Annotated in this window: 25 protein-coding genes; 19 read left to right on the top strand and 6 right to left on the bottom strand. The window is 56.4% G+C overall.

Annotated features, from left to right (window positions below; translation table 11 throughout):
• Window positions 1–203: 203 nt before the first annotated feature.
• A complete protein-coding gene (locus ACLBWT_RS16950) occupies window positions 204–1,298 on the bottom strand; it encodes an MBL fold metallo-hydrolase (RefSeq protein WP_447664308.1) in 1,095 nt (364 codons plus the stop codon).
• Between the two features lie 330 nt (window positions 1,299–1,628).
• Between ACLBWT_RS16950 and ACLBWT_RS16955 the strand changes: the two genes are divergently transcribed.
• Entirely contained in the window at window positions 1,629–1,976 is a 348-nt protein-coding gene (locus ACLBWT_RS16955; protein WP_447664309.1) for a hypothetical protein, read from the top strand.
• Between the two features lie 184 nt (window positions 1,977–2,160).
• On the opposite strand, the gene ACLBWT_RS16960 is transcribed toward ACLBWT_RS16955, so the two are convergent.
• Complete coding sequence (locus tag ACLBWT_RS16960; protein WP_447664310.1) at window positions 2,161–3,801, bottom strand: esterase/lipase family protein; 1,641 nt, start codon at window positions 3,799–3,801, stop codon at window positions 2,161–2,163.
• Between the two features lie 130 nt (window positions 3,802–3,931).
• Window positions 3,932–4,552 (bottom strand): TetR/AcrR family transcriptional regulator, encoded by a 621-nt coding sequence (locus ACLBWT_RS16965; protein ID WP_447664311.1) that lies wholly within the window; start codon window positions 4,550–4,552, stop codon window positions 3,932–3,934.
• 216 nt (window positions 4,553–4,768) lie between these two features.
• Here ACLBWT_RS16965 and ACLBWT_RS16970 point away from each other — a divergent pair, with 216 nt between their 5' ends.
• A complete protein-coding gene (locus tag ACLBWT_RS16970) occupies window positions 4,769–5,641 on the top strand; it encodes a GNAT family N-acetyltransferase (protein WP_447664312.1) in 873 nt (290 codons plus the stop codon).
• 303 nt (window positions 5,642–5,944) lie between these two features.
• Window positions 5,945–6,841 carry an SDR family oxidoreductase gene (locus tag ACLBWT_RS16975; RefSeq protein ID WP_447664313.1) on the top strand — a complete coding sequence of 299 codons (897 nt, stop codon included), beginning with the start codon at window positions 5,945–5,947 and terminating at the stop codon, window positions 6,839–6,841.
• Window positions 6,842–7,026: 185 nt separating this feature from the next.
• On the opposite strand, the gene ACLBWT_RS16980 is transcribed toward ACLBWT_RS16975, so the two are convergent.
• Entirely contained in the window at window positions 7,027–7,206 is a 180-nt protein-coding gene (locus ACLBWT_RS16980) for a hypothetical protein (RefSeq protein WP_447664314.1), read from the bottom strand.
• Between the two features lie 76 nt (window positions 7,207–7,282).
• Here ACLBWT_RS16980 and ACLBWT_RS16985 point away from each other — a divergent pair, with 76 nt between their 5' ends.
• From ACLBWT_RS16985 to ACLBWT_RS17030, 10 genes are all read left to right on the top strand, one after another.
• Window positions 7,283–8,956, top strand: coding sequence for a zinc ribbon domain-containing protein (locus ACLBWT_RS16985; RefSeq protein ID WP_447664315.1), 1,674 nt, complete (start codon window positions 7,283–7,285; stop codon window positions 8,954–8,956).
• A gap of 21 nt (window positions 8,957–8,977) precedes the next feature.
• Window positions 8,978–9,571: a zinc-ribbon domain-containing protein gene (locus ACLBWT_RS16990; protein ID WP_447664316.1), complete on the top strand. Its 594-nt coding sequence runs from the start codon at window positions 8,978–8,980 to the stop codon at window positions 9,569–9,571.
• Window positions 9,572–9,590: 19 nt separating this feature from the next.
• Window positions 9,591–10,016 carry a hypothetical protein gene (locus ACLBWT_RS16995; RefSeq protein ID WP_447664317.1) on the top strand — a complete coding sequence of 142 codons (426 nt, stop codon included), beginning with the start codon at window positions 9,591–9,593 and terminating at the stop codon, window positions 10,014–10,016.
• Window positions 10,017–10,051: 35 nt separating this feature from the next.
• Window positions 10,052–10,531, top strand: a complete 480-nt coding sequence (locus ACLBWT_RS17000) for a zinc ribbon domain-containing protein (protein ID WP_447664318.1) — start codon at window positions 10,052–10,054, stop codon at window positions 10,529–10,531.
• Between the two features lie 424 nt (window positions 10,532–10,955).
• The gene (locus ACLBWT_RS17005) at window positions 10,956–11,699 is read left to right on the top strand and encodes a hypothetical protein (protein WP_447664319.1); all 744 of its coding nucleotides are present in this window, start codon (window positions 10,956–10,958) and stop codon (window positions 11,697–11,699) included.
• On the top strand, window positions 11,696–14,368 hold the full coding sequence (locus tag ACLBWT_RS17010; protein WP_447664320.1) for an alpha/beta fold hydrolase: 2,673 nt from the start codon (window positions 11,696–11,698) through the stop codon (window positions 14,366–14,368). Before ACLBWT_RS17005 ends, ACLBWT_RS17010 begins: the two co-directional genes overlap by 4 nt.
• Window positions 14,368–15,048: a hypothetical protein gene (locus ACLBWT_RS17015; protein ID WP_447664322.1), complete on the top strand. Its 681-nt coding sequence runs from the start codon at window positions 14,368–14,370 to the stop codon at window positions 15,046–15,048. The genes ACLBWT_RS17010 and ACLBWT_RS17015 overlap by 1 nt, the downstream gene beginning before the upstream one ends.
• Window positions 15,045–15,353 (top strand): hypothetical protein, encoded by a 309-nt coding sequence (locus ACLBWT_RS17020; RefSeq protein ID WP_447664323.1) that lies wholly within the window; start codon window positions 15,045–15,047, stop codon window positions 15,351–15,353. Before ACLBWT_RS17015 ends, ACLBWT_RS17020 begins: the two co-directional genes overlap by 4 nt.
• A 351-nt stretch (window positions 15,354–15,704) precedes the next feature.
• Window positions 15,705–16,649 carry a metallophosphoesterase family protein gene (locus tag ACLBWT_RS17025; protein WP_447664325.1) on the top strand — a complete coding sequence of 315 codons (945 nt, stop codon included), beginning with the start codon at window positions 15,705–15,707 and terminating at the stop codon, window positions 16,647–16,649.
• Between the two features lie 224 nt (window positions 16,650–16,873).
• Entirely contained in the window at window positions 16,874–17,548 is a 675-nt protein-coding gene (locus tag ACLBWT_RS17030; protein WP_447664326.1) for a hypothetical protein, read from the top strand.
• A 296-nt stretch (window positions 17,549–17,844) separates the two neighbouring features.
• On the opposite strand, the gene ACLBWT_RS17035 is transcribed toward ACLBWT_RS17030, so the two are convergent.
• Window positions 17,845–19,113: an alkaline phosphatase gene (locus ACLBWT_RS17035; protein ID WP_447664327.1), complete on the bottom strand. Its 1,269-nt coding sequence runs from the start codon at window positions 19,111–19,113 to the stop codon at window positions 17,845–17,847.
• Between the two features lie 403 nt (window positions 19,114–19,516).
• On the opposite strand from ACLBWT_RS17035, the gene ACLBWT_RS17040 reads away from it, so the two are divergent.
• The 3 genes from ACLBWT_RS17040 to ACLBWT_RS17050 are packed head-to-tail and all read left to right on the top strand — an operon-like array spanning window position 19,517 to window position 20,780.
• Window positions 19,517–19,861: a YojF family protein gene (locus tag ACLBWT_RS17040; RefSeq protein WP_021882082.1), complete on the top strand. Its 345-nt coding sequence runs from the start codon at window positions 19,517–19,519 to the stop codon at window positions 19,859–19,861.
• A 26-nt stretch (window positions 19,862–19,887) separates the two neighbouring features.
• Window positions 19,888–20,538: a bacillithiol biosynthesis deacetylase BshB2 gene (bshB2, locus tag ACLBWT_RS17045; RefSeq protein ID WP_447664328.1), complete on the top strand. Its 651-nt coding sequence runs from the start codon at window positions 19,888–19,890 to the stop codon at window positions 20,536–20,538.
• Window positions 20,539–20,579: 41 nt separating this feature from the next.
• On the top strand, window positions 20,580–20,780 hold the full coding sequence (locus ACLBWT_RS17050; RefSeq protein ID WP_447664329.1) for a hypothetical protein: 201 nt from the start codon (window positions 20,580–20,582) through the stop codon (window positions 20,778–20,780).
• A gap of 71 nt (window positions 20,781–20,851) precedes the next feature.
• On the opposite strand, the gene ACLBWT_RS17055 is transcribed toward ACLBWT_RS17050, so the two are convergent.
• Window positions 20,852–21,682: a sugar phosphate isomerase/epimerase family protein gene (locus tag ACLBWT_RS17055; RefSeq protein ID WP_447664330.1), complete on the bottom strand. Its 831-nt coding sequence runs from the start codon at window positions 21,680–21,682 to the stop codon at window positions 20,852–20,854.
• 302 nt (window positions 21,683–21,984) lie between these two features.
• On the opposite strand from ACLBWT_RS17055, the gene ACLBWT_RS17060 reads away from it, so the two are divergent.
• From ACLBWT_RS17060 to ACLBWT_RS17070, 3 genes are all read left to right on the top strand, one after another.
• On the top strand, window positions 21,985–23,055 hold the full coding sequence (locus tag ACLBWT_RS17060) for a LacI family DNA-binding transcriptional regulator (RefSeq protein WP_447664332.1): 1,071 nt from the start codon (window positions 21,985–21,987) through the stop codon (window positions 23,053–23,055).
• Window positions 23,056–23,124: 69 nt separating this feature from the next.
• Window positions 23,125–23,574 (top strand): VOC family protein, encoded by a 450-nt coding sequence (locus ACLBWT_RS17065; protein WP_447664333.1) that lies wholly within the window; start codon window positions 23,125–23,127, stop codon window positions 23,572–23,574.
• 174 nt (window positions 23,575–23,748) lie between these two features.
• Complete coding sequence (locus ACLBWT_RS17070; protein ID WP_447664335.1) at window positions 23,749–24,285, top strand: SDR family NAD(P)-dependent oxidoreductase; 537 nt, start codon at window positions 23,749–23,751, stop codon at window positions 24,283–24,285.
• Window positions 24,286–24,313 lie beyond the last annotated feature (28 nt).

Genomic DNA, 24,313 nt, shown 5'->3' on the forward strand with positions numbered 1-24,313 from the left:
ACCAAATCCGCTGCTTGCTCCTGTGATAAGCCATGTCCTTTGAGTCGGAATTGGCGGTCGTGTTTCAAGAGCAATCTGGAAAATGCCAAAAAAGCGGCTTGTCCAAGCCGCTTTTCCTGAACGTATAGACGGCGGCTGACGGCAGTCGGCAAAATGACCGCCAGTCCGACACATACTGATGTGGCTCCATCCGTCCGGCTCGCCTATTTCCACCAAGCCGACGTCATCTCTTCCGGAGCGCCGACAACCACAGGTTGTCCGAGCCTAGGGGTTGCGATCGCGACTCCCTCTTGGCGTGCAGCTGCAACGACACGTTCGATGGGATCGGTCCATTGGTGCAGCGCTAACGTAAACGCGCCCCAGTGAATCGGAATCAGCAGATTCGCCTGCACATCAAGATGCGCCTGCACCGTCTGCTCCGGCATCATATGAATGGCCTCCCAGCTTGCATCGTACTGGCCGCATTCCATCAAAGCGACGTCGAAAGGTCCATGCCGTTCGCCGATTTCCTTGAAGTGGGGGCCGTATCCGCTGTCTCCGCTGCAGAAGACGCTCGTATGCCGGCCCTTCAAAACCCAGGAGCACCATAGGGTCGCATTCGAATCCACTCCGCGCCTGCCCGAAAAATGGCGCGCCGGCGTGCAAGCAAGCTGCAGTTCTCCCAAATCAGCGGCATCCCACCAGCCAAGCTCCTCGATCTTGTCCGGAGCGACACCCCATCGGATCAAATGAGCCCGCACGCCGAGCGGTACGAAAAAGCGGCCGACCTTATCCTTGATCCGTTTGACAGTGCCGTAGTCGAGATGATCGTAGTGATCATGGGTAATCAATACGGCGTCCAGAGGCGGCAATTGCTCGGCATCCAGCGGCGGCTGCCCGCTGAATCGTTTGCCGCCGAATATCGGAAAGGGCGACGGCGCGCGGCCAAGCATCGGATCGACCAAGATCGTGTGCCCCTCTATGCGAAGCAGAAACGTCGAATGTCCAAACCAGATGATGCTCGTCTCCTCGGAGCTCGTGAATTCGCCCGGATCGACCCTGTCGACCGAGAGTGCCGCTGCAGGCCGGCGATTATTTCCGCCTTTGAGGAATTCCTTCGCCACGGCCAACATGGTGGCAGGATTGGCAGCCATAGGGGTTTCAATGATGTTGTTGAATCGACGGCCTGAATATAAAGCTTCTTTTGATGCGAACTTCACGCGCTCCTCGCGAGATACCCGTCCGCCTAACGCCGGATAGATTAAAAACGTTGCATAAACAACGGCAATGACTCCAACAATAATGATCAACCACGTCAAGCTGCATCCCGCCTTCGCTCCAACATTCTTCAGTAGAACGGAAAAGATTCGTCCGCGAATCACGAGACTCGCCTTTGGTTCTATAAGTACACGGCCTTATTCATCATAACGCGTCCGACGAGAATTTGCGAAGCTGACTTTAAGTCAAGCTCTCTATTCGAATTAGAGGCTTGAGGACGTAAAAAAACGATCGTCGGCTGCTGCCGAACAATCGTTTTTTTTGCGTTGACTGGTTGATCACCCTCCATTAACGATGGCTATTCGGTAAAATGTTGCAAGTCCTAAAAAAACCTCCCCCGGCATAAACATGCTGGTGAGGAGTGTGAGGATATGGACAAGATGGCGCAGCGTTTTTACCAGTTGAAGCAGAAGCAGAAAGAGATCGAGCAGGAGCTTTCCGAACTCCGCAGTGAAATCATCCATCATTGTCTGGAGCTGGCGGCGCCTGAGCTTGAAGCGGGGAGTTACAGGATCAAGCTCATTTCCCAGGAGCGCAAGGAATACGACGATAAGAAGCTGTATGAGGCTTTGCCCGACCCCGAGCTGTGGCGGCTGCTATCCAAGGCCGATTCGGCCAAGATTGCGAGCCTGATCAAGCTGAAGGTTCTAACGGAAGACAGCCTGAAGGACACCTATTCGGTCAAGAAAGTGACGCTGCTGCAAGTGGATAGGAAGTAATGCGACTGTCGTCGGAAATTTGAAAGCAAATAAAAAAGACAGGGGGATTGAATTCGAGGCCACTGAAAAAGCAGCGTAAGGCGCGAAATCGTTCTGGAGAAACGGAAGAATGATTTCCGTCTGCAGCGACACATTTCAGTGGCCTCATTGAATTCCCGCCTATCTTTTGCCCGTATTCGTGGGGTTATTTCACCATGCCCTGGTCATCCGCAACCGCAAAGTTGTAGTTCACCGATCGGACGAGCTTCTCGCCTTTGTCGTTCAAGCCCTCCACGTCGAAGGAGATGTTGTAGATGCCGGGCTCGGCCGGCGCCGTCAGGGACATGTTCAGGCTGCCGTCGACGGCCAGGTCCGGAAGCTCGCGGGTAGAGGATAAGGATGCCGGGCGGCCGGGGACCGATTTGGTCAGCTTGGGACGCTTGACGCTGCCTTTGATCGGCTTGCCGAAGTCGACGGAGAGCTGGAACGCTTCGCCTTTGCGAACCACTTTGCGGCTCGCCTTCAGCTTCGTGGAGGCTGAGCCCTCGATCTGCGCCATCGCGAAGTAGGCGTCGTTCTTGCCGTCCAGCTTCAGGCTCCATTCTCCCGCCTCCGGCTGCATGATCTGGAATACCCGGCGGACCGCCTTGCCGAAGATGCCGTCCGGATCGCTGTCCGCCGAAGCGGCCACGGAAGGATAGACTTGGCCGGATGGGGAAACGAGAGACAGCGCCGTGTCCTCCCGGCTCGTTATCACTTCCAGGGCGACGCTGCCGATCCCGCTCTCGAGCGGGAACGAGACGGCCGATGCGCCGTCAACGGGGCCGCCGCGAAGGATCAGGCTGGCATCCTGCTCTCCCGCATTTGCAGCAAGAGACGGCGAACCGAGTGTCGCTTGCAGCTGTCCGGACGGAGCCGCTTCCGGCGATGCCTGCAGCTGCCCGCTCGGCATCGCCGCTCCGGACGGGGCAAGAGCGGCCGTGGCCAGCTTCAGCTTCGGCTGCACGAGGCTCCACGTCTGGGAAGCGCGCGCCATGGCGCTGTGGGAGATGTTTTTCGTAAAGCTCCGGATGCCGTAGGGCAGGCCCATGGCGGAATATACGGATACCGCCCCGTCGTCCTCGCCCGGAAGCACGGCATGGGCGAACCAGTAGCTGGTGAAGATGCCGTCGTCTCCCTCGCCTCCGGACATATAGGTCTTGGTCGCATTCACTTCCGGCTTGACGTCGGTCTGGGCGCGGAAGTTCGCCATATAGGACGTTTGCAGCGAGTAGACGGCGTCATCCTGCTGTCCCATGATCGCGCCGAGCCAGGAGGTCCAAGTGCTGTAGGCCATATCCGCCAGCTCCGAGCCCCGGTTGGGCGTCGAGAGCTGATGGACCACGTTCACGTAAGGGGAAGCCCCGTAATAGACGAGCGCCGTCTGCGTGTCGATGCCGCCTTTGGAGTGGGCGATGATGTTGAGCTTGGGCACGTTGTAGTAGGCAGCGACCTTGCGGATCAGGGAGGCGAGAATCGGGCCGTTCTTCCACATGTCTCCTCCCGGACCGTCGGCGTCGGGCAGCTGCACGAACGCCGTCCGGTAGCCGGCATTGTAGGCGGCATCGTAGTAGCTGTCGGTCCCGATCCAGCGCTCATAGTTGGAATGAAGCCCCTGGACGAACAGAAGGACGGGCTTGTCGGACGAGGCTTGGGACGGCACCGCGCCGGTATACCAGTTGCCTGACTGGCCGGATGCATTTTCCTTATGCAGCAGAGGAGCGGGAGCGGCGTGAATCGCTTGAGGGAATGCCAAGGCCGCCCCCATGACCAGCGCAAGCGCGGCTTTCAACCGTTTTGTTCTCAACGTAAATCTCTCTCCCTTCAATAAATGGAATCGTTTTCCACCTATAAATTAAATGAGAAAGATTTACGGAGTATTCGAACGAAATGAAGGTTCTACAAAGACGGCCCGTCCATGGGCGGCAGCGATCACGTCAACGCATCGGTTCCTTCCTGAGGTAGGTCAGCATCATCTCTTCCATCTGATCCAGAATCCGCCGATATTCGCCTTCAGCCCCGTCCAGCATGAAGTTGACAGCCAGCCCGTCCCGAAAGGACCAGAAGATATAGGATGCCGCGGCATCGTCGAGGTCGGAACGGAATTCCCCGCTTGCCTTGCCCTCGTCCAGCAGCCTTCCGATGATGCCGAGTCCCTTGTCCCGGTAATTATTATGCATGCCGATCAGGTCGGGATTGCGGGAGACATAAACCATGAATTCCAGGTGGAAAGTCAGCCATTTCCGCAGATCCGCCAGCGGCTGGCTCCGGAAGCGGGTGAACAGGCTGCGGATTTTAGCCGTAGCGCCATCCAGCTGCTGGAACTGGCCGTGCACCATTTCTGTCATTTCATCCATGCGGCTGTGTGCCAGCTCGATATACATCTCTTCCTTGCTGGAGAAATACCCGTATAGGGCGCCCTTGCTCATGCCGGAGCTGCGGACGATATCGTCCACGGATGTCGCCAGAAAGCCTTTCTCGACAAAACAGTCCAGGGCTGCGTCCAAAATGGAAGCCCGTTTTTCTTTTCGATACTGCTCGGTAACCTTCGGTGCCATCGTTGATCTCCTTCGGCTTTGTTTGCGTGTCATATGTTGTCCGCTAGGGAAATGATAGCATACATTTCTTCCTATGGAGGCTGGATGGAGGAAGAAAGCAAATCCAGTAAGTTTTATCCTTGCCATCCATATAATGTCCATTCTATAATAAAGACTGACCAGTCGGTTTTATTTACGCTGCTCCTATTCTATCATTCCTTGCGGAGGGATCAAGCTTTGATCACATTCAAATGTTTGAGCGAATGCACGTTGGAGGAAGCCGTCAACGTGTGGAATGAAGGCTTTGCCGGGTATTCCGTTCCCATCTCCATGTCTGTCGAGTCTTTTGTGAACCGCCTGGTGCTGGAAGAGCTGTCGCCGACCCTTTCCTTCCTTGCTTGCCGCGACAACCGTGCTGTCGGCATCGTCCTGAGCGGAATCCGCGAGGTGCAGGGCCGGAAGGTCGCCTGGAACGGGGGGACAGGGGTTGCTCAGGAGGAGAGGGGGACCGGAATCGGCCAGGCGATGATCGACCATGCGCTTGAGCTTTACCGGGAACAAGGCGTGGACATCGCGACGCTGGAGGCGATCAGCGAGAACGAAAGGGCGATTCGCCTGTACAAGAGCAGGGGATACGAGGTTGTCGATGAGATGGTCTATCTGGCCTGCGACTCCAAGCTGCCCGATCTCGCGGGGGACGTGGATGGCTTGACGGCTGTGCCTGGCACCGCGCTGGACCTGAAGCCTTATGAGAGGATGCTTCCTTGGCAGTTCCAGTGGCCGAACTATCGGCGCGACGGACAGTCTCTGGTTGTGCTTGAACGGGGAAAGCCAGTCGCCTACGCTCTATACCGGCGCAGCTTAGATTCGGCAGGAACGGGCATCGGCGTTACGATCAGCCAGCTGCGGGTGCTGGATGCAAGAGACGATCACGATGCTCTGCTTCGTTTCCTGCTGGCCCATATTGCCGAGCCCGAGCGGAGCTCGTACAAGCGGACGGTGCCTATGCTTCGTTCCGACGACGCACTGCACCGGCTGTTGACGGAGCTTGGATTCAAGCCGTCCAATCTGGAGCAGGTGTTCATGCTGCAGGAGCTGCAACGCGGCTAATAGGCTATCATCGGAAAGCAGCGAATACAGCAGCCTCTGTTCGGAGTACTTCCGAATGGGGGCTGATTTTATTTGTCCCGAAAGAGGGGAGAATGAAGGGAGGCCACTGAAAAAGCAGCGTAAGGCGCGAAATCGTTCTGGAGAAACGGCAGAAATCAGAGAAATCTGGGGACAACAGCGATCGGAAGATGATTTCAGTCTGCAGCGACACATTTTCAGTGGCCTCGAATGAAGGTGAACCCTTTCAAAGGCTTCAAAGTGGGTATATACACATTAGACAACAATCTGAAGGAGGCTGTGCATATGAGCGACCAATACAAGATGCAGGATCCGACCACCCAATATCAGAAGGCGGGTCCGGATTTTCAGCAGAAGCAGAACCCGCCTGGTCTGGAAAAGGAAATGACGCCGAAGCCCGACGCAGGGGAGAAGTCGTATCGCGGCACCGGCCGCCTAAGCGGCCGCAAAGCGGTCGTTACCGGCGCCGACAGCGGCATCGGCCGCGCAGTTGCGATTGCATTTGCCCGGGAGGGAGCGGACGTCGTGCTGTCCTATCTGCCCGAGGAGGAGCCGGATGCCAAGGAAGTCGTGAAGCTGATCGAAGAGGCCGGCCGCAAGGCGGTCGCCATGCCCGGCGACGTGAAGGACGAGTCCTACTGCGAGTCGCTTATCACTGCTGCGGTGGAGCAGCTTGGAGGCATCGACATTCTCGCGAACGTAGCCGGCATGCAGCAGTTCGTGGAGGATATCGCGGATCTGACGACGGAGCAGTTCGACGCCACGTTCAAGACGAACGTCTACTCGCTCTTCTGGCTGTGCAAGGCAGCTGTCAAGCATATGCCTCCGGGCAGCGCGATCATCAACACGAGCTCCATTCAGGCGTACAAGCCTTCGCCTATCCTGCTCGACTACGCCACGACCAAGAGCGCGAACAACACCTTCACCAAGGCGCTCGCCCAGCAGGTCGCTCCCAAGGGCATCCGCGTGAACGCCGTCGCGCCGGGTCCGGTATGGACTCCGCTGCAGATCAGCGGCGGTCAGCCGCAGTCCAAGCTGGCGAAGTTCGGCGAGAACACGCCGCTTGGCCGTCCGGGGCAGCCAGCGGAGATGGCGCCGGCGTATGTGTTCCTGGCGAGCCCGGAATCGAGCTACGTCATCGGGGAGACGCTGAACGCGAACGGCGGCGAGCCGACTCCTTAAGCCGCGGCCGCTGGAAATTCAGCCTGTTATTGAAGCTGCTGTCGCCTATTCACGTCATAAGCGATTTAACGGATAGATGAAGAACCCGAGCCTATATGGATCGGGTTCTTCTTTTTGATGCCTAATTAATTGAGGGGATATTTGACCTCTAGTATAAATTACCCAGGCCTTTCGTCCGATCTAAGTTATAAACTTACTGGAATATGATTCGTTTGGGGGATGCAAGGAAAGATGTCTTTTTGCGGAAATTGCGGCACCAGACTAAATGAACGCATGTTGTTTTGCAAAGAATGCGGGACAAAAGCAACCATGTCGATCGAAACAGGTTCAATGGAAAAATCGGCAGAGGATGAAGCATTGATCATTGCTTATCCGCCTGAACCGGTCCAGTCTTCAAGCAAAAAAAGGAAGCCGGCAATCTTCCTGGCAGCGGCAGTACTGATGGCAGTCGTGCTGCTGGCCGGAGGCTTTAAGTTCGGTCAATACTGGTTGTCCGCCGATCGCTTGGTCAGCCGGTTTGAGCATGCCTTGCTGCAAAAAGACGGGCAGGCTATCGTTGGCCTGATGACCACCGATGACGAGCGTCTGGACCTCCAAAAGGCAGATGTGCAAGGCTTTCTCGCCTATCTTGAAGAGCATCCGGAAGCGGCGGGAGAATTGACGGGCAGCCTCCGCAAGCAAAGCTTTCTATTGGCAGGGGGAGAAAGTATCTCTCCCGACAGCGAATCAGCCATTCATCTGGTCAAGTCGAAAAAGCTGCTCGTATTGGATTCCTACCGGCTGTCCGTCTCTCCGGTATTCATCGAGCTGAGTACGAATTACAAGGGCGCTTCTTTTCTGGTAGGTGGCAAGGAAGTGGCAAAATCCCAAAATCCGGGCGATCCGTACGTGGATGGTCCGCTCCTGCCGGGAATCTATGCCGTGGAAGCCAGGCTGAAAACCGATTACGTCGATTTGTCCTCCGTGCAAGAAGCCGAGTTATGGGGCGGGGTTCGGGAATATTCAGCGACGCTCGATCTTCAAGGCGATGAGGTGGAGATAAGGACGGGCTTGGAGGGAGACGGATTGCAAGGCAGATTGTACCTGAATGACAAGGATGTCGGCGTGAATCCGTTCGAGAACCGTTCTTACGGACCTGTGACGACAGACGGTTCCCTGAATCTGGCAGTTGAAGCAGACTTTCCGTGGGGGGCTGTCCGATCGAATGAACTTCCTATAATGGACTCGTATATGGAAGTGAATGTGGCGGATTCCGAACCGCTGCAAGCGGCTTTGATCGAGAAGGCGAACCAATTCCAGCAGGAGTGGCTGGAAGGAATGGCGACAGGGGATGCCGCCAAGCTCAAGTCGGGAACCGAAGCCATGAGAGGCGAGCTAAGCCGCAGCATTGAAGAGGCCGGATTGCAGGGGAGGCTGATGACCGCATCCTTTACCGGAGCGGCCTTTGACCTGGACTCGTTCCGTTTGGAATCGGCTGGCGGCCAGTGGCACGGCATGCTCGATACAGCGGTTCACCGTCTGAGGGCGGATTATAGGGCCGATGACTTGCCTCCGCAAGAGCTGAGAGAGGAAGTCGAGCTGCAGGGAATGACGCTCATATACGATGAATCGGCCGCAGTCTGGATGGTCGATTCGGTTCGAGGCTTGTACGGCAGCGAATTAACTAATGAACGGGTGAAATATGTGGAGAATTCCCATCCACAGACCTTTAAATCATCCCCAAGCGCTCTTTTGAATCCTTCGGCAGATTCCGGCAAATCCGAAATCGGTGCTTTCCTTCTCCGCTATCTTGAAGCGTCGGTCGAAGCGATCAATGCGCGGGATTTCCAAGTCGTTGCCGCCATGCATGACCCTGACGGCCCTTCGTACAAGGAGTCGGAGAACTATATTCTCCATCTGGAAGAGAAAGGAATTACCGAGCAGCTGCTGAGCGCCGAAGTGGACGGAATCGAACTCCAGGAGGATGGCAGCTACAACCTTTCGACGAGTGAATCATACGCCATCGCTTACAAGGACGGTACCGAGAAAACAAAGGCCTTCAAGTCTTCTTATAAAGTCGTCCTGATAGACGGCAAGCCGCGCGTGCGGAAATTGCTTGAAGTGAAAGAACAGTAGAAGAAAGGACAGGTTGAATCCATGTATTGCAAATATTGCGGCAGCGAGCTGGAGGAGCAGGCGAAGTTCTGCGTCAAATGCGGGGAGCAAATAGCGCCGGCGGCATCTGCTGCCGAATCGGCTCCGAAACCAGCCGCAGCTATGCCTACAACGGTGGCAGCGGACAATCTGGCGATGACATCAACGGCAAAGTATCGAAAACCGATCCTATTCGGAGCGGTTCTGGTCGTTATAGCCTTGATTATGATCGGCATGAATTCGTTCAGGGGAGGCTCATCCCAATCCAACCCTTCGGCGACAGTGAAGAGTTTTATGAAAGCCGCCGGCAAGCATGACTTCGATGCCATGATGAAGCTCGTCCCGCCCGATGCAAGGCCTGAAGGCGCCGATCTGAAATTGGCCAAGGAAATGCTGAATTACCGGCTGAAGGAGAACAAGGTTGAAATCGTCAGCTTCAAAATCTTGGACGTCAATAAGAGCGAGAGCAGCGCTACCGTTCGATATATGGTTCAAATAAGCCGTGACGGGGAGAAGGACGAGCCTGAGGATGATTCCATTGATTTGGTCCGGATCGGAAAGAAATGGTACATAGAGGAAGATAGTTTAGGATTTTAAATCAAGGAGGCTGTTTTAAATGCAGAAATTTTCCGAGGTTTTAAAGGCACTGAGAAATTGGTATGAATCGTTTGCGTGGTACTCCCTGCTGCGCTCCTTCGAAATGCATCTTCTGTTCGGCGGACTCGGCGTTTTGCTGCTCAAGGTTTTGCTCTACCAGATTCTCCCGTACTCCAGCTATACCACGCTTAATACGCTTTTCTATACGATTCCGCTCTCGGCAATCGCCTATCACGCATTTCTGCTCGGAATATGGCTGACGCTCGCTTCGGTGAATGTAAAGTACACGCCGTACGGCCTATGGGCTTATGCTTTCATTGATCTGTTCCCCTTCACGGGCATGTCCCTTTCATCCCTGATTACGCCTGCCGTTTATATCGTGCTCGGATATGCACTGTTCCGGTATACGAGTTCCTCTTATTCCGAATTGGCAAGCCGTGCTTAGCTTTTGTACATCCCTAATTTGAGGAGGTTGGCGAAATGAGCTTCATGAAGAAAATGAAGTCGGGCTTGAATCAGGTCAAGGACAAAGCGCAGCAAACCGTAGAAACAACCCGCATCAGTTCCCAAATTGCAGGTAAAAAGAAAGAAAAGAGCGCTTTATTTGAACGGATGGGAGAATTCGTTCATCAGACGCTTCAGAGCGGAGAATTATCGGATCAACAGGATCAAATCCTGGCTATGTCGCGAAGCGTAATCGAGCTTGAAGCCGTCATTGCGGAATTGGAGGCTCAGCTGTTCAAGGTAAAGGGAGAGCGCATCTGCGCTTGCGGCTCGGCGGTTTCCCTGGACTCCCGATTCTGCAACAGCTGCGGTCAGCCTATGCAGCATGAGGGGACGATCGAACAGACGGAAGAACCGCTGGAAGAGCTGAAGCCGTCCAAAAGCTGCGGGAACTGCGGCTCCATGATCGATGCCGATTCCAGATTCTGCGTCCTTTGCGGTCATAAAGCCGAGTAGCGGATGACCCCCAAGACCGAGATCGATCGGATTGGGGGTCTGCTGCTTTTGGAGGGGGAGGTACAACATGATTTGTATGGACTGCGGCTCGGAAGAGAAGGGGAATTTCTGCAGAAAATGCGGAGCTGACCTTCATGGGCCATCCAAGGTTTCAGACCCTCGGATGGCTCAGGCAAATTACTCGCAAGAGCCGGCCGCTCTTAATAAGGAAGCACAGAAGCCGGAGCTTCCGGACATAAGCGCGGGGCCTTCCGTGCGGCAATCGGTCCGGCTGAAGGCGAATTCTGCCGTCGTGATTTCCGGCGAGCCTTCGGCACCGGCATTTCGAAGCTGGCCGACTTTGGCGTATAGTCTTGCTTTTGCAGCTCTTTTTATTTATGCCTGTGTCCGCTTATGGACTTGATGGGCTGGGGGGAACGATTTTATGTGGGTCCGTATCATCATGCTGGCTCTGTTCGCAGCGGGGATAGCAGGATTATATGTCTATTTCGAGCATCAAGACAAGCTGCCTGCAGCTTCGATAGCCGCATCGGCTTCGGAAGCTCGACTCAAGGAGCAAGGGCAGCAGAGGGATGAGGAGTGGTGGGCGAAGAAAGAGCAGCCGCTCGAAAGCCGTCTGACCTTCCGTAAAAAATGGACCGTCGTGCATGTGGGGGAGCTGAATACGGATCTGGTTTACGGCAAGAAGCTGGGCGATCTTTCCGAACGGGACGTGTCGCTCAATCCAGATACGGCGGCGATGTACTTTTATCGGCAAGATCTGCTTCCGGATCAGGAGGACCGGCTGGCGGTCATACACGATGTGAACTCCATGGATCGGTTCGTATCCCAGCAGGTGAGCTGGACAAGCCAGGACCGGATCCAGTTGGATTTTCCTGAATTCAACCAGCCGGATGCGCAGTCGAACCCGGACTACGGTTATCTGAACGAAGCAAGGCTGTATGGCGAAATCCCGATGAAGGTCACCCTCGAGGATGAGGAAGGATCGATCCTGATCGAATTTGACGGACAAAGCAAGAGGCTGAAGCCTGGAGAGCGCGCGTCCTTCGTGAAGAGCAAGGAAATCAGCAGCGTCAAGGTGCGATCCAAAGTCGTCGTGAGCAACTATGGCTTATGGGATTCTTCACAGGTGAAATACGTTGTCAGCGGAGAGGGGGCGCAAGGATGAGGAGTGGGGTCGCGCTCGTTCTTGCCGTATGCTTCCTGATCTTGCTCGTCCCTCCACCGCCCGTTCATGCGGATATCATCAATTACAAGGCTGTGAAGCCGTTGCCGGTGTTGTTCGTGCATGGTTATAACGACAAGGGAGAATCGTGGGAGCAATCGGAATTTTATAATTATGTCCAGACACTCGGCGCCAAAGTGATCAGTCTGGATTACAGCGAGTACAACCGGAACGACATCACATCCACGGCCGTTCAGAATCGATTTGCCGAAGCATTGGAAAAGCTGCCTGACGGTAAATTCGATATCGTCGCCCACAGCATGGGCGGCTTGCTCACGCGGTACTATTTGCTTCAGAATGAGGAACTGCGCAGCAGAGTCCGAAGAGTCATCATGATCGGAACGCCTAATCACGGTTCTCCTGTTGCTTTTCTCAATCGGGTGCAGGATATGATCGACGACCCGTCCGACTATTGGATCGGGGGGAGCAAGAACGAGGATGTACGGAAGTACCGCAGCTATTACGAGCAATATGCGGATGAAATGTTTGATCGTTACATTGGGGGGCAGATTCCAAAGCAGCCCTATGAATACTGGCTCAGCGAGCACAAGGATAAGCCCGTCGAACAGCTCCGCAGCGACGAGCTTGCAGAGGCGGGCAATGCCGACTTCCTTAAGTCCGTCGGCACCAATGTTTTGCCGGGCGGGCTGGATTACAGATACAGCCGGGCATTCGATGACTACGCCAAGCTGGCTGCGGCTCGTTCCTATTATCTCGATGACCGGGCGAGACTTTTGGGAGCCTCAGGGCTTGTATTCGACGATGTCGACGGCTCGCATCTCGCCCAAAGAGGCAAGCTGGATGAAGCCACTGCGTTGAAGGAGACCAAATGGTGCAACTTCTGGTTTACAGATTGCCAGAAGGCCAGCGCAAAAAATATCGTCATGGATCGCCTCATGATGGAGCGCTTCGACTTTTTGTACCAAGTCGATGAGGATGGAAGGATGAAATCGCAGCAGTTCGTGGCCAATCTGTTCCTGCACCGCTTGGAGCAAGAGGAGTCCCAATACCGCAGCAAGGCATTGAGCAGCAACCGCTATGTGCCGCAGTATATTACGATCGCAACCGTAGACGACCCTTGGCATGCGATGGGAAGATTGGCCGTTGACCCCTTCATCATCAATCAAAGTTCCTGGAAGTATGAGGAGCATGATTCCGTAGTTCCCATCAGCAGTGTGACGTTGGGTGGAGGACTGGACAAAAATGCAAGGCTGCTGGACCGGAATGTCAAGGATATTCCCGACCCAGGCAAGCTGAAGGAAGATACGGGCCTCCTGCAGGTCAATCGGACCGGTTATGTGGCGCACGGCTCTCAAATGCAGGCAACGGAGCTGCTTCGTCGGGAGTACGACAATCCCTTGACCGGCATAGACGATCAAAGCATCCTTGTGAAGCTGGACGGCTCGGAACAGACTTCCTCGCAAGGCAATCTCTTCGTCGTGCAGCCGACGAATGTATCGTGGGGACAATCGTACCGAATTGAGATCCGCTCGCCCAAGCCTCTTTCCGTCAAAGTGGCGCAGCGGGACGAGTACCAAACCTGGGATGTCATGGAGACCGTAGCTCTTGCGAGAGGGGAACAGGATTTTGTCGGAGAGTACAACTTGAAACCCGAGAGCAAGATAAGCGATTACCTGATTGTCTCTCCTGATCCCGTCTCGATTCGAATCGTTCGCGAAGCCGAGGAGGATGCCGAGGGAGGGGAGCCGTTCACAGGCAACTACCCTTATTATTTGCAGGCCTTGGATTGCAGGCTGGAGAATGGTCGGATTCAGCAGACATTCCGGATTGTGGACCGGATCACCGATCAAGCGCTGCCGGGACTTTCCGGTCAGGACTTTGTGTTCCGACTGGATGGCAAGCCGATTGCAGATGCGAAGCTTACGGTCGATAATCAGACGATTCGATCGGCAAGCAGCATTCTCATGGCGCTGGATTATTCCAGCAGCATGAATGGCAGGCCGAAGCTGCTCTCGATGAATGGCGCCGAAAGATTCATCCTCCACCTTGAGGGAAAAACAACGGCCCAGGTTGGCGTGCTTGGTTTTACGGAGAATGTCAAGGTTCTGTCCGGACTTACGGACAACTACAAGGCGGCCAGCAGAACCGTGTTCACGGACTTGACCGGAGGCACGGGCCTCTATGACGCGATCGTCTCCGGATCGGCCATGCTCTCGGCGGAGAAGGGGCGCAAGACGCTGTTTCTTATGACGGACGGAGAGGACTCCGGGAGCGGCGCGACGATGGAACAAGCCATTCAAGCTGCGAAGGACGCAGACGCGGCGATCTATATCCTGGCGCTCGGACAAGCCAATATGGGCGTTCTGCAAAAGCTGGCTGCAGAGACTTCCGGCAAAGCAGCCTATTCATACAGTGCGGAGGAACTATCGGAGCTCTATCAAATCATGACCGAGCAACGTGATTATATCTATACGCTGACATACAGCGCTCCCGATCTGGACCAAGCCCATTTGCTTGCCATGCGAATGACTGGCAATCGATCCAATAGCTCGGAGACGGCTTACGGCCCGCTGGTGCCGGATTCCCTTCGCAGCTGGTGGACGAAAGGCGTCCAGCTATGGGAAGATTTGAAGGAGGCGTACAAGCCCTGATGGGACGCGTCATACGCTTAGTGGAACCGGATGCGGTTTTGGCTGCGCTGCTTGCGTCGGCCGCGCTGCTGCTGGTCAACGATCAGCTCTCTTGCGCTGTCATTCTTCTCTGCTCGGTATGGTTGTTAACGAGAGACAGAGGTTTTTGGAGCCGGTATTTGAACTTCGCTTTTTTTGCAGGAATCGGTTATTTTGCCGCCCACCGCTTCGATGTGGACAAGCTGCCGGATTGGGGAATAGGAATCATGCTGCCTTTGCTGGCCGTCATTGCCCTATTGCGTCTGCACTCAGCGCCCGAATCGAATCCTGTCCTGGCTGCCGGATTCAGCCGTGTGCTAGGCACGCTACGCCTGCACTGGCTTCCTTTCTCCCTTCTGGCAGGAACGATTCTCTCCTTGCTGGCTGGGAATCGGCTCTCCGTCTATGCTGGAGCGGCACTTATCCTGCTGATTCTGCTTTTGCTCGAGCGGAGCGTTCGTCTGAGGGCAGGATTCGTCCTAATGGGCGTTTACGTTCTTTTGCTTACTCTTTTTGCGCAGCATGGATTGACGGAGCTCAGAATCCGGCCCTTATCTTTTGCTGCTTCTCATTGGGAGCAGGCCGTCTCGCCGCTGCTGATCCTGCTGATCTTGCATGCGGCCGTACAATGGCGTTCGAAGGGGAAGGGGAGGCAGCCGTGACCGAAAAGCTGCGGAAAGCCGTTTTTATTGCAGGCAATGTCATCTTCATCCCGTTGACGCCTATTGTAGCGCTGTTTCTATTGGCGGGAATTTTTTTGAATACGACCGATGCTCCTGCAGATGCGACTTTTCATGTGATGATTGGAGCCGTCTATGGGATTATCGTCTGGTGTTTTTATGCCTACTTGAGGAAGCCATATGAAGGAAACAAGCTGCAGAGGATAATGATCTATGCCATCAGCGCGCTGATCGTACTGCTGATCGTATACGCGGCAGCGTTAGCCGTCTACAAATCCCGCTACTAAGCGGATCCGACCGCATCCTTGGAATAGACAGAGGAGATTCGTACGAACAACTCCGCTGCTGCACCGAGGCCACTGAAAAAGTTGCCGCTGCGTGCGCGGATCATTCTTCCGATCGCTGTTGTCCCCGTATTCCTCTGATTCTTGCCGTTTTGCGGTTGAAATCCGGTGACACCGGGGGCTGGCCGAAAAAGCCGGTTTGCAAGCTGCAATTACGGCGGCTTGCTCTTAGACAGCTTCACGGCAAGCTGCCTTGATTTCGCGGGCCGATCTGTTTATGCCCATACGATCCGAAATAGTGCACTCGGAGCGCGATGGAGCATAGGAATGAGGAGATGAAGGAGGTTGGCGGAGATGGGCAGAAGCTTGCGGTTTCGCAAGGACGGCACATTCAAGATCGTTCAATTCACGGATACGCATTGGCAAAATGGAGAGGCTGAGGATCAGTTGACCCGTGCCTTGATGGAAAGGGTGATCAAGGCGGAGCAGCCGGATCTCATCGTTTTCACGGGCGATCTGATCTACAGCCTGTATTGCCGCGATCCGCTTGGATCGGTGCGCGAGATCGTCTCGGCGGCGGCAGAGAGCGGCATCTCATGGGCGGCCGTGCTCGGCAACCATGACGCCGAGGAAGGCTGCGGCGTCAGCCGCGAGGCGTTGCTGCGAGAGCTGCAGAATGCCGGCGGCAGCGTCACGGGCCATACGCCGGGCATCGGCGGCTGGGGCAATTACGATCACGCCGTGCTCGGCCGCGACGGCAAGCCAGCTGCCGCGCTGTACTTCCTGGACAGCGGCGATTACTCCCGCGTCGATCGGATTCCCGGCTACGGCTGGATCGGCAGGGACCAGTGCGATTGGTACCTCTCCCGCTCGGCGAAGTACCGGAAGCTGGGCGGCGGCGAGCCTTTGCCGTCGCTGGCCTTCTTCCACATTCCTCTGCCGGAGTACAATTCCGCTTGGGAATCCGGCTGCTGCTCGGGCAACAAGCATGAGCGGGTATGCTGCGCCGAGGTGAACAGCGGCTTTTTCGCCGCTATGGCGGAGGCCGGCGACGTGATTGGAACCTTTTGCGGCCATGACCATATCAATGACTTCTCGGGAGAGTGGCTCGGCATCCGGCTCTCCTACGGGCGCGCTTCGGGTTATGCTACCTATGGCCGGGATGGCTTCCAGCGCGGAGCCCGCGTCATTCAGCTGACGGAGGGAAGCCGGGAGTTCGACTCCTGGCTGCGGCTGGAGGACGGAACGGCCGAACGGCAGAGAACGAGCGAGGCTCCGGATGACGTGCCGCTTGAATGAAAAGCAATCGCTGACTGTTCATAAAGGTTTCCATATGCGGCGATAGACGGGTGTTCCCGGGTAATACGGCCCTTGTGAAAATGAGTCTTCATCAACCTAGACTAAAAGTCCCCGTTTCGGGACTTTTTTTCTTATTTAGAACACATGTTCGCATACCAACTCTCTCCAAGCGGCGTTTTAATCTTGCAGGGATTCGCACATACTCGAGGAGGGTATCATCATCCATGATTCCAACCCCAACTGTAAGCTTTACATATGCATGGAGCCGTCCCTATTTGCCGGCGGACGGAACCGGGAAAATCCAGCTGGTCATTGAGGCTCAAGGAGCCGCAAGCGGACAGGCGGCTTCGGAAGGAGCGAGGGAGAACGGCGCCTCTGACACGACTGCCTCCGACTTGTTCCGGGAAGAGCTTCAAAGCCAGTTTGCGCTTGCCGCCCGCCAATTGAGGCTGACACTGCAGCCTTCGGATTACGTCCGATTCAGCGGCATTTCAGGACTTTATGCGGAGGATATTTTCGGCGAAAAAATCATTCATGCTGGAGATATTTACCATAAGCAGGATAAAGCCGTTCTTGTGGAGCTCGAAATCATGCCTCATCAGACCGGCATCCATCCGGTTATGCTCATGGGACTGGAGTATAAGCACGGAGACAGCGGTTCTTCCATCAGCTCGTCCACCCTGGAGGTGACAGCGGAATTCACTCGTGATTCGAAGCTGCTGGGCCTTCCTCCTCATGCCGGCCTGAATCAACGGATCCAGAGCCTCAAGCAGGCTGGAGAAGCTGCCCGGGCGCCATTAGAAGTTAGAGACTTTGGAAGTACAGAAGCTTTCCCGCCGGTATTGCTTCCGTCTGCCGGGGGACGGGTTTCCATAGCGGGTACTATCATCCGTTTTTGACTTTCATTAGCAACGCTAAGCATGACGATGTTCCCTAGCAAGAAGCAGGCGTGAAGCAGTTGGCCGAGCGGCTGAAGGCGCTGCTTCCGGGTTGCCTTAGAGTACCTGGCTAGTTATGTCATGTTGTCATTCGTACTCAGGTGGAAGCTTACCGAGAGGTGCTGCAATCGGAGTTCGGACTGTAGGTGAAAGAGGCGGGGTTCCTTGCGCCGGCCGGAATCAACAGGGTGTCTTTAATTTTTGCATGAAAAAAAGCAGCTCCCCCAGGGATCGGGGGAGCTGCTTGGATTCGTACCCTACTTCTTCACCTTGATCCCCATCGCCTCCGCCAGCTTGTGGAACACATCCGTGTTCTGGAACACGCCGCTGAACAGCTCGGAGCCGCGGCCCGTCGCAGTGACCGGCACGTCTACGCCGGTATGGCCGGAAGTCGTCCAGTCGACGACGAAGCTGTCCTTGGAGCCGACAATCGCGAACGGACCGTCTTCCTTGGAGATGCCGTCGCCGGACTCGTCCTTGTCGTCCACGGCTTCGATGGAGAAGCCGCCCGTTTCATGGTCGGCCAGCACGAGCACGAGGGTATCCGGATTCTTCTTGGCGAAATCCTTCGCGATCTGGACCGACTTGTCCAGCTCCTGGCCGGCCTTGATCGTCAGCTTGGCGTTGTTCTCATGCGCCATCTCATCCGTCGCTTCTTCCTCCACCATCAGGAAGAAGCCTTTTTTGTTCGAAGACAGGGTGCTGAGCGCCTTGCGCGTCATATCCGGCAGCGAAACGACCGGATTGTAGATGTCTCCATCGCCTTCCTCGCGCTGTTGGAACATTTCTTCGTTGGCGAACAGGCCGAGCAGCTTGCCGCCTTTCGCCTTTTGCAGATCGGACGCGCTCGTTACATAGCTGTAGCCGAGCTTTTTGGCTTTCTCGACGAGGTTGCCCTGTGTTCCCTTGCTCTTCTCCGATGGATCCTCAGCAGGCTCGTCCTGGAATTTCCCCGCTTGTCCAGCCGGATACCAGAAGTCCTCGCCGCCGCCGAGAATGACGTCGACCTTGCTCTTGGTCAGGTATTGAAGGGCGATGTCGCTCTGGGCGGAGCGGTCCTCGACATGGGAGGCGAACGCGGCTCCTGTCGCGTCGGTCACCTGGCTCGTCGTCACGATCCCGGTGGAGCGGCCGGTTTCCTTGGCATATTCGAGAATGGTCTTGACGGATTTCTTGTTGGCGTCCATGCCGATGGCGCCGTTATAGGTTTTGACTCCGCTGGCGTAGGCCGTGGCGGAAGCGGCGGAATCGGTAATCGGGCTGGTGGAGCTGGTGTGGATCAGACCTGCGTAAGGCATGGCGTCCATGGCCAGCTTGCCGTTTTGGCCTACGGTAGCGAGCCGGATCGCTTCGCGCTGGGCCAGTCCCATTCCGTCGCCGACGAACAGGATGACGTTTTTGGCCTGCTTGGGGGCCGCGTCCGCCTTTTCGCCGCCAGCAACGGTGATGAGGCCTGCAACCAGAAGAGCTGCGGCTGCCGATCCGGCAAGCGCTGATTTCATGAACGTCTTTTGAGGCGATTTCATACGAATTCCTCCTTAGCGGGTTGAAGTGATTCCAATTTATCACATAAACATCATCGACATATTAATAATTGACGAAGAAATGATGAAGGAAAAGAAAATATATCGGTCGCAATCAGGCTTTGGCTGGCTGCGCATGCTGTCTATAATCCGAACCGATCGGATGCTTCTTCGCAACGTCATTTTCCCCAACCCGCCCAGTTGTGGTAGGGTAGAAGCAGAGGCTTGCAGCCAGAGGATGAATCGGAGGATTCGGCAGTTTAAATACATATAATACAGGCGGCTTACTTGCATTTTTTTCTACATGGGCGTATCTTTCATTATTACAGAAGATTTAGCATACAGGCCATGGCCGTCCTGCCTCATAGCGGGACTCCAGCTTGATTTCGGAATAGGAGGGACCAGGATGCAGCTCATCAATGCGCTTGAAGTGCAGCGCCGCATCGACCAATTGAAGGATCAGGACATTTATCTTCACCTCGAAATGACGACGGGCGCCTACGCGTCCCATAACGATAGCTCTAAGCACCCGGCGGCTACGTTCATCAGCAACGCCTCCATTCAATATTCGCAGGGCTCGATTTCGGGTGTCGGACCGTTCCGCGTCGGCCTGAAGATGGAGCGGGGATGGGTATATTCCGAAGGATTGACCCACTACGAAGAGACCGAGCCGGAGCGGCTGATCATGGCCGGCCATGACAGCGCGGGCAAGCTGGTCGTGGCGCTGCAGCTGAGCCGGGAGCCGTTCTGATGGCGGCGAAGAAAGGAGAGTTGGGTATGAACAAACGCATAGTAGTCGTGCTCCCTCACCCCGATGACGAATGCTTCGGCCTGTCGGGGACACTGGCCAAAATGATCCGGGAAGGCGCCGAAGTCACCTACGCCTGCCTGACGCTCGGAGAGATGGCGCGCACGATGGGCATTCCGCCGTTCGCTAACCGGATCACGCTGCCCCAGGTGCGCAAGCTGGAGCTGGAGGCTTCCTGCCGCATCATCGGCATCCAGGATCTGCGCATGCTCGGCTTCCACGACAAGACGATCGAGTTCGAGGACCGGGAGCTGCTCGACGGCAGTATCGGCGCCATTCTGGAGGAGCTGAAGCCGGACATCGTGTTCACCTTCTATCCGGGCTACAGCGTGCATCCGGATCACGATGCGACCGGCGCCGCCGTCGTCCGCGTCATCGGAGGCCTTCCGGAGAAGGAGCGTCCGGTCGTATACTGCATGGCCTTCGCCAAAGATCATCAGCTGGCGATCGGAACGCCGGATACCGAATTCGATGTCAGCGATTATTTGAAGCAGAAGATCGGCTCCATCCAGGCGCACCGTTCCCAGTTCCAGGTTCCGGGGCTGGATGAGAAGAAGCCGTCCCGCGAGGTTCGGGAACGTTTCGGCACGGAGAGGTTCTGGACGTACCGATTCGAATAATGGCAGCAGAGATCGTCCTTTTCAGGGCGGTCTCTTTTATTTTGCCCTCATGCGACAAGGCCGCCTATGAAGGCAGCTTCGACGCATTCGCCGCTCTTGGCGTCGCCTTGCCGTCCATGCTTTATCAGGTATACACCGGGACGGATGCGGACAAGACGAAGGTCACTGTCCATATCCAGGACCAGGCATCGGGCGAAGTGTTCAATACGGTCGTGTATCCCGACGCCATGAAAAACGGCTGATCGGCTGCAATGTGATGGCCGTCCAGATACGTCAAAAACCCGCCCGAATGAGGCGGGTTTATTCATGCTGCTCAGAGCCTGATTCCAAGCTCTGCGGCCACGCTGCGGATATAGGCGGCTGCCTGCCGATAATCCTCGTTGGTCGACAGATGCTCGATGATCAGCGTCGTATCGGGATGAAGCTTGTTCAGCTCCGTCAGGAAGATCCGGTAGTCCAGCGCTCCCGTGCACGGGATAACCTCGTCCAGATGCACGGTCAGCTTGCTGCCGAGCCGGATATCCTTGGCATGGCAATTGCGGATATGAGGTCCAAGCTTGCGGAAGAAGTCCTGGATCAGCTCCCCGTTCCGGTAATAGGCGCGAGGGCTGGAGATGATGTTGACCGGATCGAAATGCACGCCGAATCCGGGACGGTCGATCGCCCGGATCAGATCCAGGTAGGAATCCGCGGAGTCGGGGAATACCCAGGGCATCATCTCCAGGGCGAATACGGTCCGCTCCGGCTTCACGGCGTCGATGATGCCGCGGGTCGTCTCGACGATCAGCTCGAACGTCTCGCTGCTGAAGTTGTCCGGATCGGGGCCGTCCCATTGCTCGCCCCGCGATCCGGCGATGTTGACGCAGCAGCCCGCGCCGATATGCTCCGCAAGCTTCAGCCGCTCGATGCAATAGGCGGCCGCTCGGCTCCGGGTCTCCTCATCCCGGCTGATCGGGTTGCTCCAGGCGCCTACCTCGGAGATGAGGATGTCGCGCTTGCGCGCAGCCTTCACGTATTCGTCGATCTCGGAGAGGCCGTTTCCTTCTACAGGGAAGGGGGCGGCGCGGAAACCCGCTTCCGCCAGCGCCTCCGACCAGGACTCGGGGTTCATCTGCTCCAGCAACACTTGTCCGCCTAGCCTCATTCGCGATCCCATCCTCTGCTTGTATCGTGCAGCGGGTTTGCCGCCGCCATGCAATCATCCCGACACGGCTGCTCTTGCAAGAGCGCTTCGTCGGTTCTGCCGGCTTGCCTGCCAGTTTCGGCTTGGCTTTGCCAGCGCTTTCAATACTCATTATAGCATAGTATAAACACGCGTTTATACATGCAGGCAGCTTGTCGCCATTCGTATTCCCTCTATGCCCGCTCCATGTTGACAGCGCTTTCCAACTTACGTATAGTGGTATTCATAAACGCGTGTTTACGCTGAAGGGAGCTGGCAGCCGGATGAAAAAGACAGATATCAACAGCGTAGAAATCGCGCGGCTGGCCGGGGTGTCCCGCAGCACCGTGAGCAGGGTCATCAACAATTACTCCAATGTCCCCGCCCACACGCGAGAGAAGGTCATGGAGGTCATCCGGGAACATAATTATTTCCCGAACGCTTCCGCGCAGATGCTGGCCGGCAAGAGCTCCCGCACGATCGGGCTGTTCCTGATCGAGCCCGGCACTGTCGCCAGCGACACGCTGACCAACATGCTCATCGTGAGCGTCATCGAGCATGCTTCGTCCCTCGGGTACTTCGTGCTGACCCATATCATCCGGGATCCGGCCGATACGGTCACACTCCGGAGGGTCAAGGAAATTTTCTTTCAGCGCCGAATCGACGGCGGCATCTTCATCGGAGCGGCGATTCGGGACCCATTCCTGGACGAGCTGGCGGCGGAGGGCTTCACGATCGGGATCGTGGATCAGGTGCAGGACGGCTTGATGCGGCCGGGCCGGCTGACGGCGGAGTTCAACAATGCGCTCGGCATGGAGCAGGCGGTATCGTATTTGCATAAGCTCGGCCACCGGAATATCGCTCTCATCAACGGCGATATGAACCGGCTGTCCGGTCCGCAGAAATACGAAGGCTATGTGGACGCCATGCGGAAGAACGGCCTGACCGTCGCTCCCGAGTGGGTGCTGCCCGGAAGCTTCAGCGAAAGCGGCGGTTATGCGGCCGCGCAGCATCTGCTCCAGGCAGGCGGACCGCTGCCTACCGCCCTGATCGCAGCCAATGACAGCGCAGCCTTCGGCGCTATCCGGGCACTGCGGGAGCATGGGCTGGCCGTGCCGGAGGAGATGTCCGTCATCGGCTTCGACGACCATCCGCTCAGCAGCCGGCATCACCCTGCGCTCACGACGATCCGCTTCGATATGGGGGAGATGCTGCAGAGGCTGACCTCGGCGCTCATCGGAGAGATCGAGCAAGGACAGTCCGATGGAGACGAGGATGATCCTGCCGCCGTCCTCGTCCGTTCGATCAGGCAGGACTGCAGCCTCGTCATCCGGGATTCCTGCCGGAGGATTTGACCGCAAGGCATCGACAAGGGCATTTTCATGAGAGACAACACTCCCAAACCGGAAAGGAAGCTGCTCCCTATGGCAGGATTGCTTGGAAACAACGTCATGACGCAGATCGGAATTCTCGTCCACGATATCGACAAGGTCAGCCAGGCTTACGCGGATTTCTTCGGCATTCCGAAGCCGGAGGCGATGCTGACCGATGCGGCCGACGCCGCGCAGACCGAATTCATGGGAGCGCCCAGTCCCGCCCGCGCCAAGCTGGCGTTCATCGACATGGGCTCGCTGCAGCTGGAGCTGATCGAGCCGGACGAGCATCCCAGCACATGGAGGAACTACCTCGATGAGCATGGGGAAGGCCCCCATCATATCGCTTTTGTCATCGAAGGGATGAAGGAGAAGATCATGCTGCTGGAGGGCAAGGGATTCCCGCTGCAGCAGAAGGGTGAGTATACCGGAGGCCGGTACTCCTACATCGACACGATTCCACAGCTGAAGGTGCTCGTGGAGCTGCTGGAGAACGACTAGAGCAAGGCAGCATGGACTTGCCCGCGTCCGGAGCGGAGCATGGACAGGCGGAATTCAGCCTAACGGGACAGCATCTGGACTCGCCCAAAAGGATGGACAGGAGCCCAGCCCGATCCAAGGAGGTAACACGGACATGAACATTCTCATTACGATTTTCCCGGCAAGCTGGCAAGCGTGCGTCTTGACGTGAGAGACGAAGCGGGAATCGCGGAGCTGGCCGCCTCGCTCAAGCGGAAGGGCGTGAATCTCGGCGCCATCGTCAACAACGCAGCGGTGCTGAAGGCTCGCGACACGGCTATCGAGGAGCTCGACATGAAGGATGTCGAGCATTCCTTCGACATCAATCTGTACGGGCCGATGCGCGTCGTGAAGCATATGCTGCCGCTGCTGCTCCAGCCTCGGGCTTCCATCGTCAATATTTCCTCCGAGGCCGGCAGCTTGACCCACGCTCATCCCGGCGACTACCCGTACGGCATCACGAAGGCGGCGCTGAACATGTTTACCGAGCAGCTGCGCAGCCTGCTGGGCGCGGGCGGCGTGCAGGTGCTCAGCGTGCATCCGGGCTGGATGCGGACGGATATGGGCGGGGAGAGCGCGCCGACGGATCCTCGCCGCAGCGCGGCGGGCATTCTGGACTTGATCGAGCGCAAGGCGGAATTGCAGCCGAAGTTCCATTTCGTCGATTACGAAGGCAAGGAAATGCCGATCTGATCCATCATCTCTGCAGAGCGGAGGCAAA

This window comes from Paenibacillus sp. D51F (genome assembly GCF_053345695.1).

Excerpts from the sequence above, each read along its gene's own strand:
- ACLBWT_RS17025 (WP_447664325.1), top strand. The coding sequence starts at position 15,705 with ATGGGCAGAAGCTTGCGGTTTCGCAAGGACGGCACATTCAAGATCGTT.
- ACLBWT_RS17030 (WP_447664326.1), top strand. The coding sequence starts at position 16,874 with ATGATTCCAACCCCAACTGTAAGCTTTACATATGCATGGAGCCGTCCC.
- ACLBWT_RS17040 (WP_021882082.1), top strand. The coding sequence starts at position 19,517 with ATGCAGCTCATCAATGCGCTTGAAGTGCAGCGCCGCATCGACCAATTG.
- ACLBWT_RS16985 (WP_447664315.1), top strand. The coding sequence starts at position 7,283 with ATGGCAGTCGTGCTGCTGGCCGGAGGCTTTAAGTTCGGTCAATACTGG.
- ACLBWT_RS17065 (WP_447664333.1), top strand. The coding sequence starts at position 23,125 with ATGGCAGGATTGCTTGGAAACAACGTCATGACGCAGATCGGAATTCTC.
- ACLBWT_RS17005 (WP_447664319.1), top strand. The coding sequence starts at position 10,956 with ATGTGGGTCCGTATCATCATGCTGGCTCTGTTCGCAGCGGGGATAGCA.
- ACLBWT_RS16965 (WP_447664311.1), bottom strand. The coding sequence starts at position 4,552 with ATGGCACCGAAGGTTACCGAGCAGTATCGAAAAGAAAAACGGGCTTCC.
- ACLBWT_RS16990 (WP_447664316.1), top strand. The coding sequence starts at position 8,978 with ATGTATTGCAAATATTGCGGCAGCGAGCTGGAGGAGCAGGCGAAGTTC.
- ACLBWT_RS16995 (WP_447664317.1), top strand. The coding sequence starts at position 9,591 with ATGCAGAAATTTTCCGAGGTTTTAAAGGCACTGAGAAATTGGTATGAA.
- ACLBWT_RS17055 (WP_447664330.1), bottom strand. The coding sequence starts at position 21,682 with ATGAGGCTAGGCGGACAAGTGTTGCTGGAGCAGATGAACCCCGAGTCC.
- ACLBWT_RS17010 (WP_447664320.1), top strand. The coding sequence starts at position 11,696 with ATGAGGAGTGGGGTCGCGCTCGTTCTTGCCGTATGCTTCCTGATCTTG.
- ACLBWT_RS16980 (WP_447664314.1), bottom strand. The coding sequence starts at position 7,206 with ATGATCAATGCTTCATCCTCTGCCGATTTTTCCATTGAACCTGTTTCG.
- ACLBWT_RS17060 (WP_447664332.1), top strand. The coding sequence starts at position 21,985 with ATGAAAAAGACAGATATCAACAGCGTAGAAATCGCGCGGCTGGCCGGG.
- ACLBWT_RS16975 (WP_447664313.1), top strand. The coding sequence starts at position 5,945 with ATGAGCGACCAATACAAGATGCAGGATCCGACCACCCAATATCAGAAG.
- bshB2 (WP_447664328.1), top strand. The coding sequence starts at position 19,888 with ATGAACAAACGCATAGTAGTCGTGCTCCCTCACCCCGATGACGAATGC.
- ACLBWT_RS17015 (WP_447664322.1), top strand. The coding sequence starts at position 14,368 with ATGGGACGCGTCATACGCTTAGTGGAACCGGATGCGGTTTTGGCTGCG.
- ACLBWT_RS17035 (WP_447664327.1), bottom strand. The coding sequence starts at position 19,113 with ATGAAATCGCCTCAAAAGACGTTCATGAAATCAGCGCTTGCCGGATCG.
- ACLBWT_RS17000 (WP_447664318.1), top strand. The coding sequence starts at position 10,052 with ATGAGCTTCATGAAGAAAATGAAGTCGGGCTTGAATCAGGTCAAGGAC.
- ACLBWT_RS16955 (WP_447664309.1), top strand. The coding sequence starts at position 1,629 with ATGGACAAGATGGCGCAGCGTTTTTACCAGTTGAAGCAGAAGCAGAAA.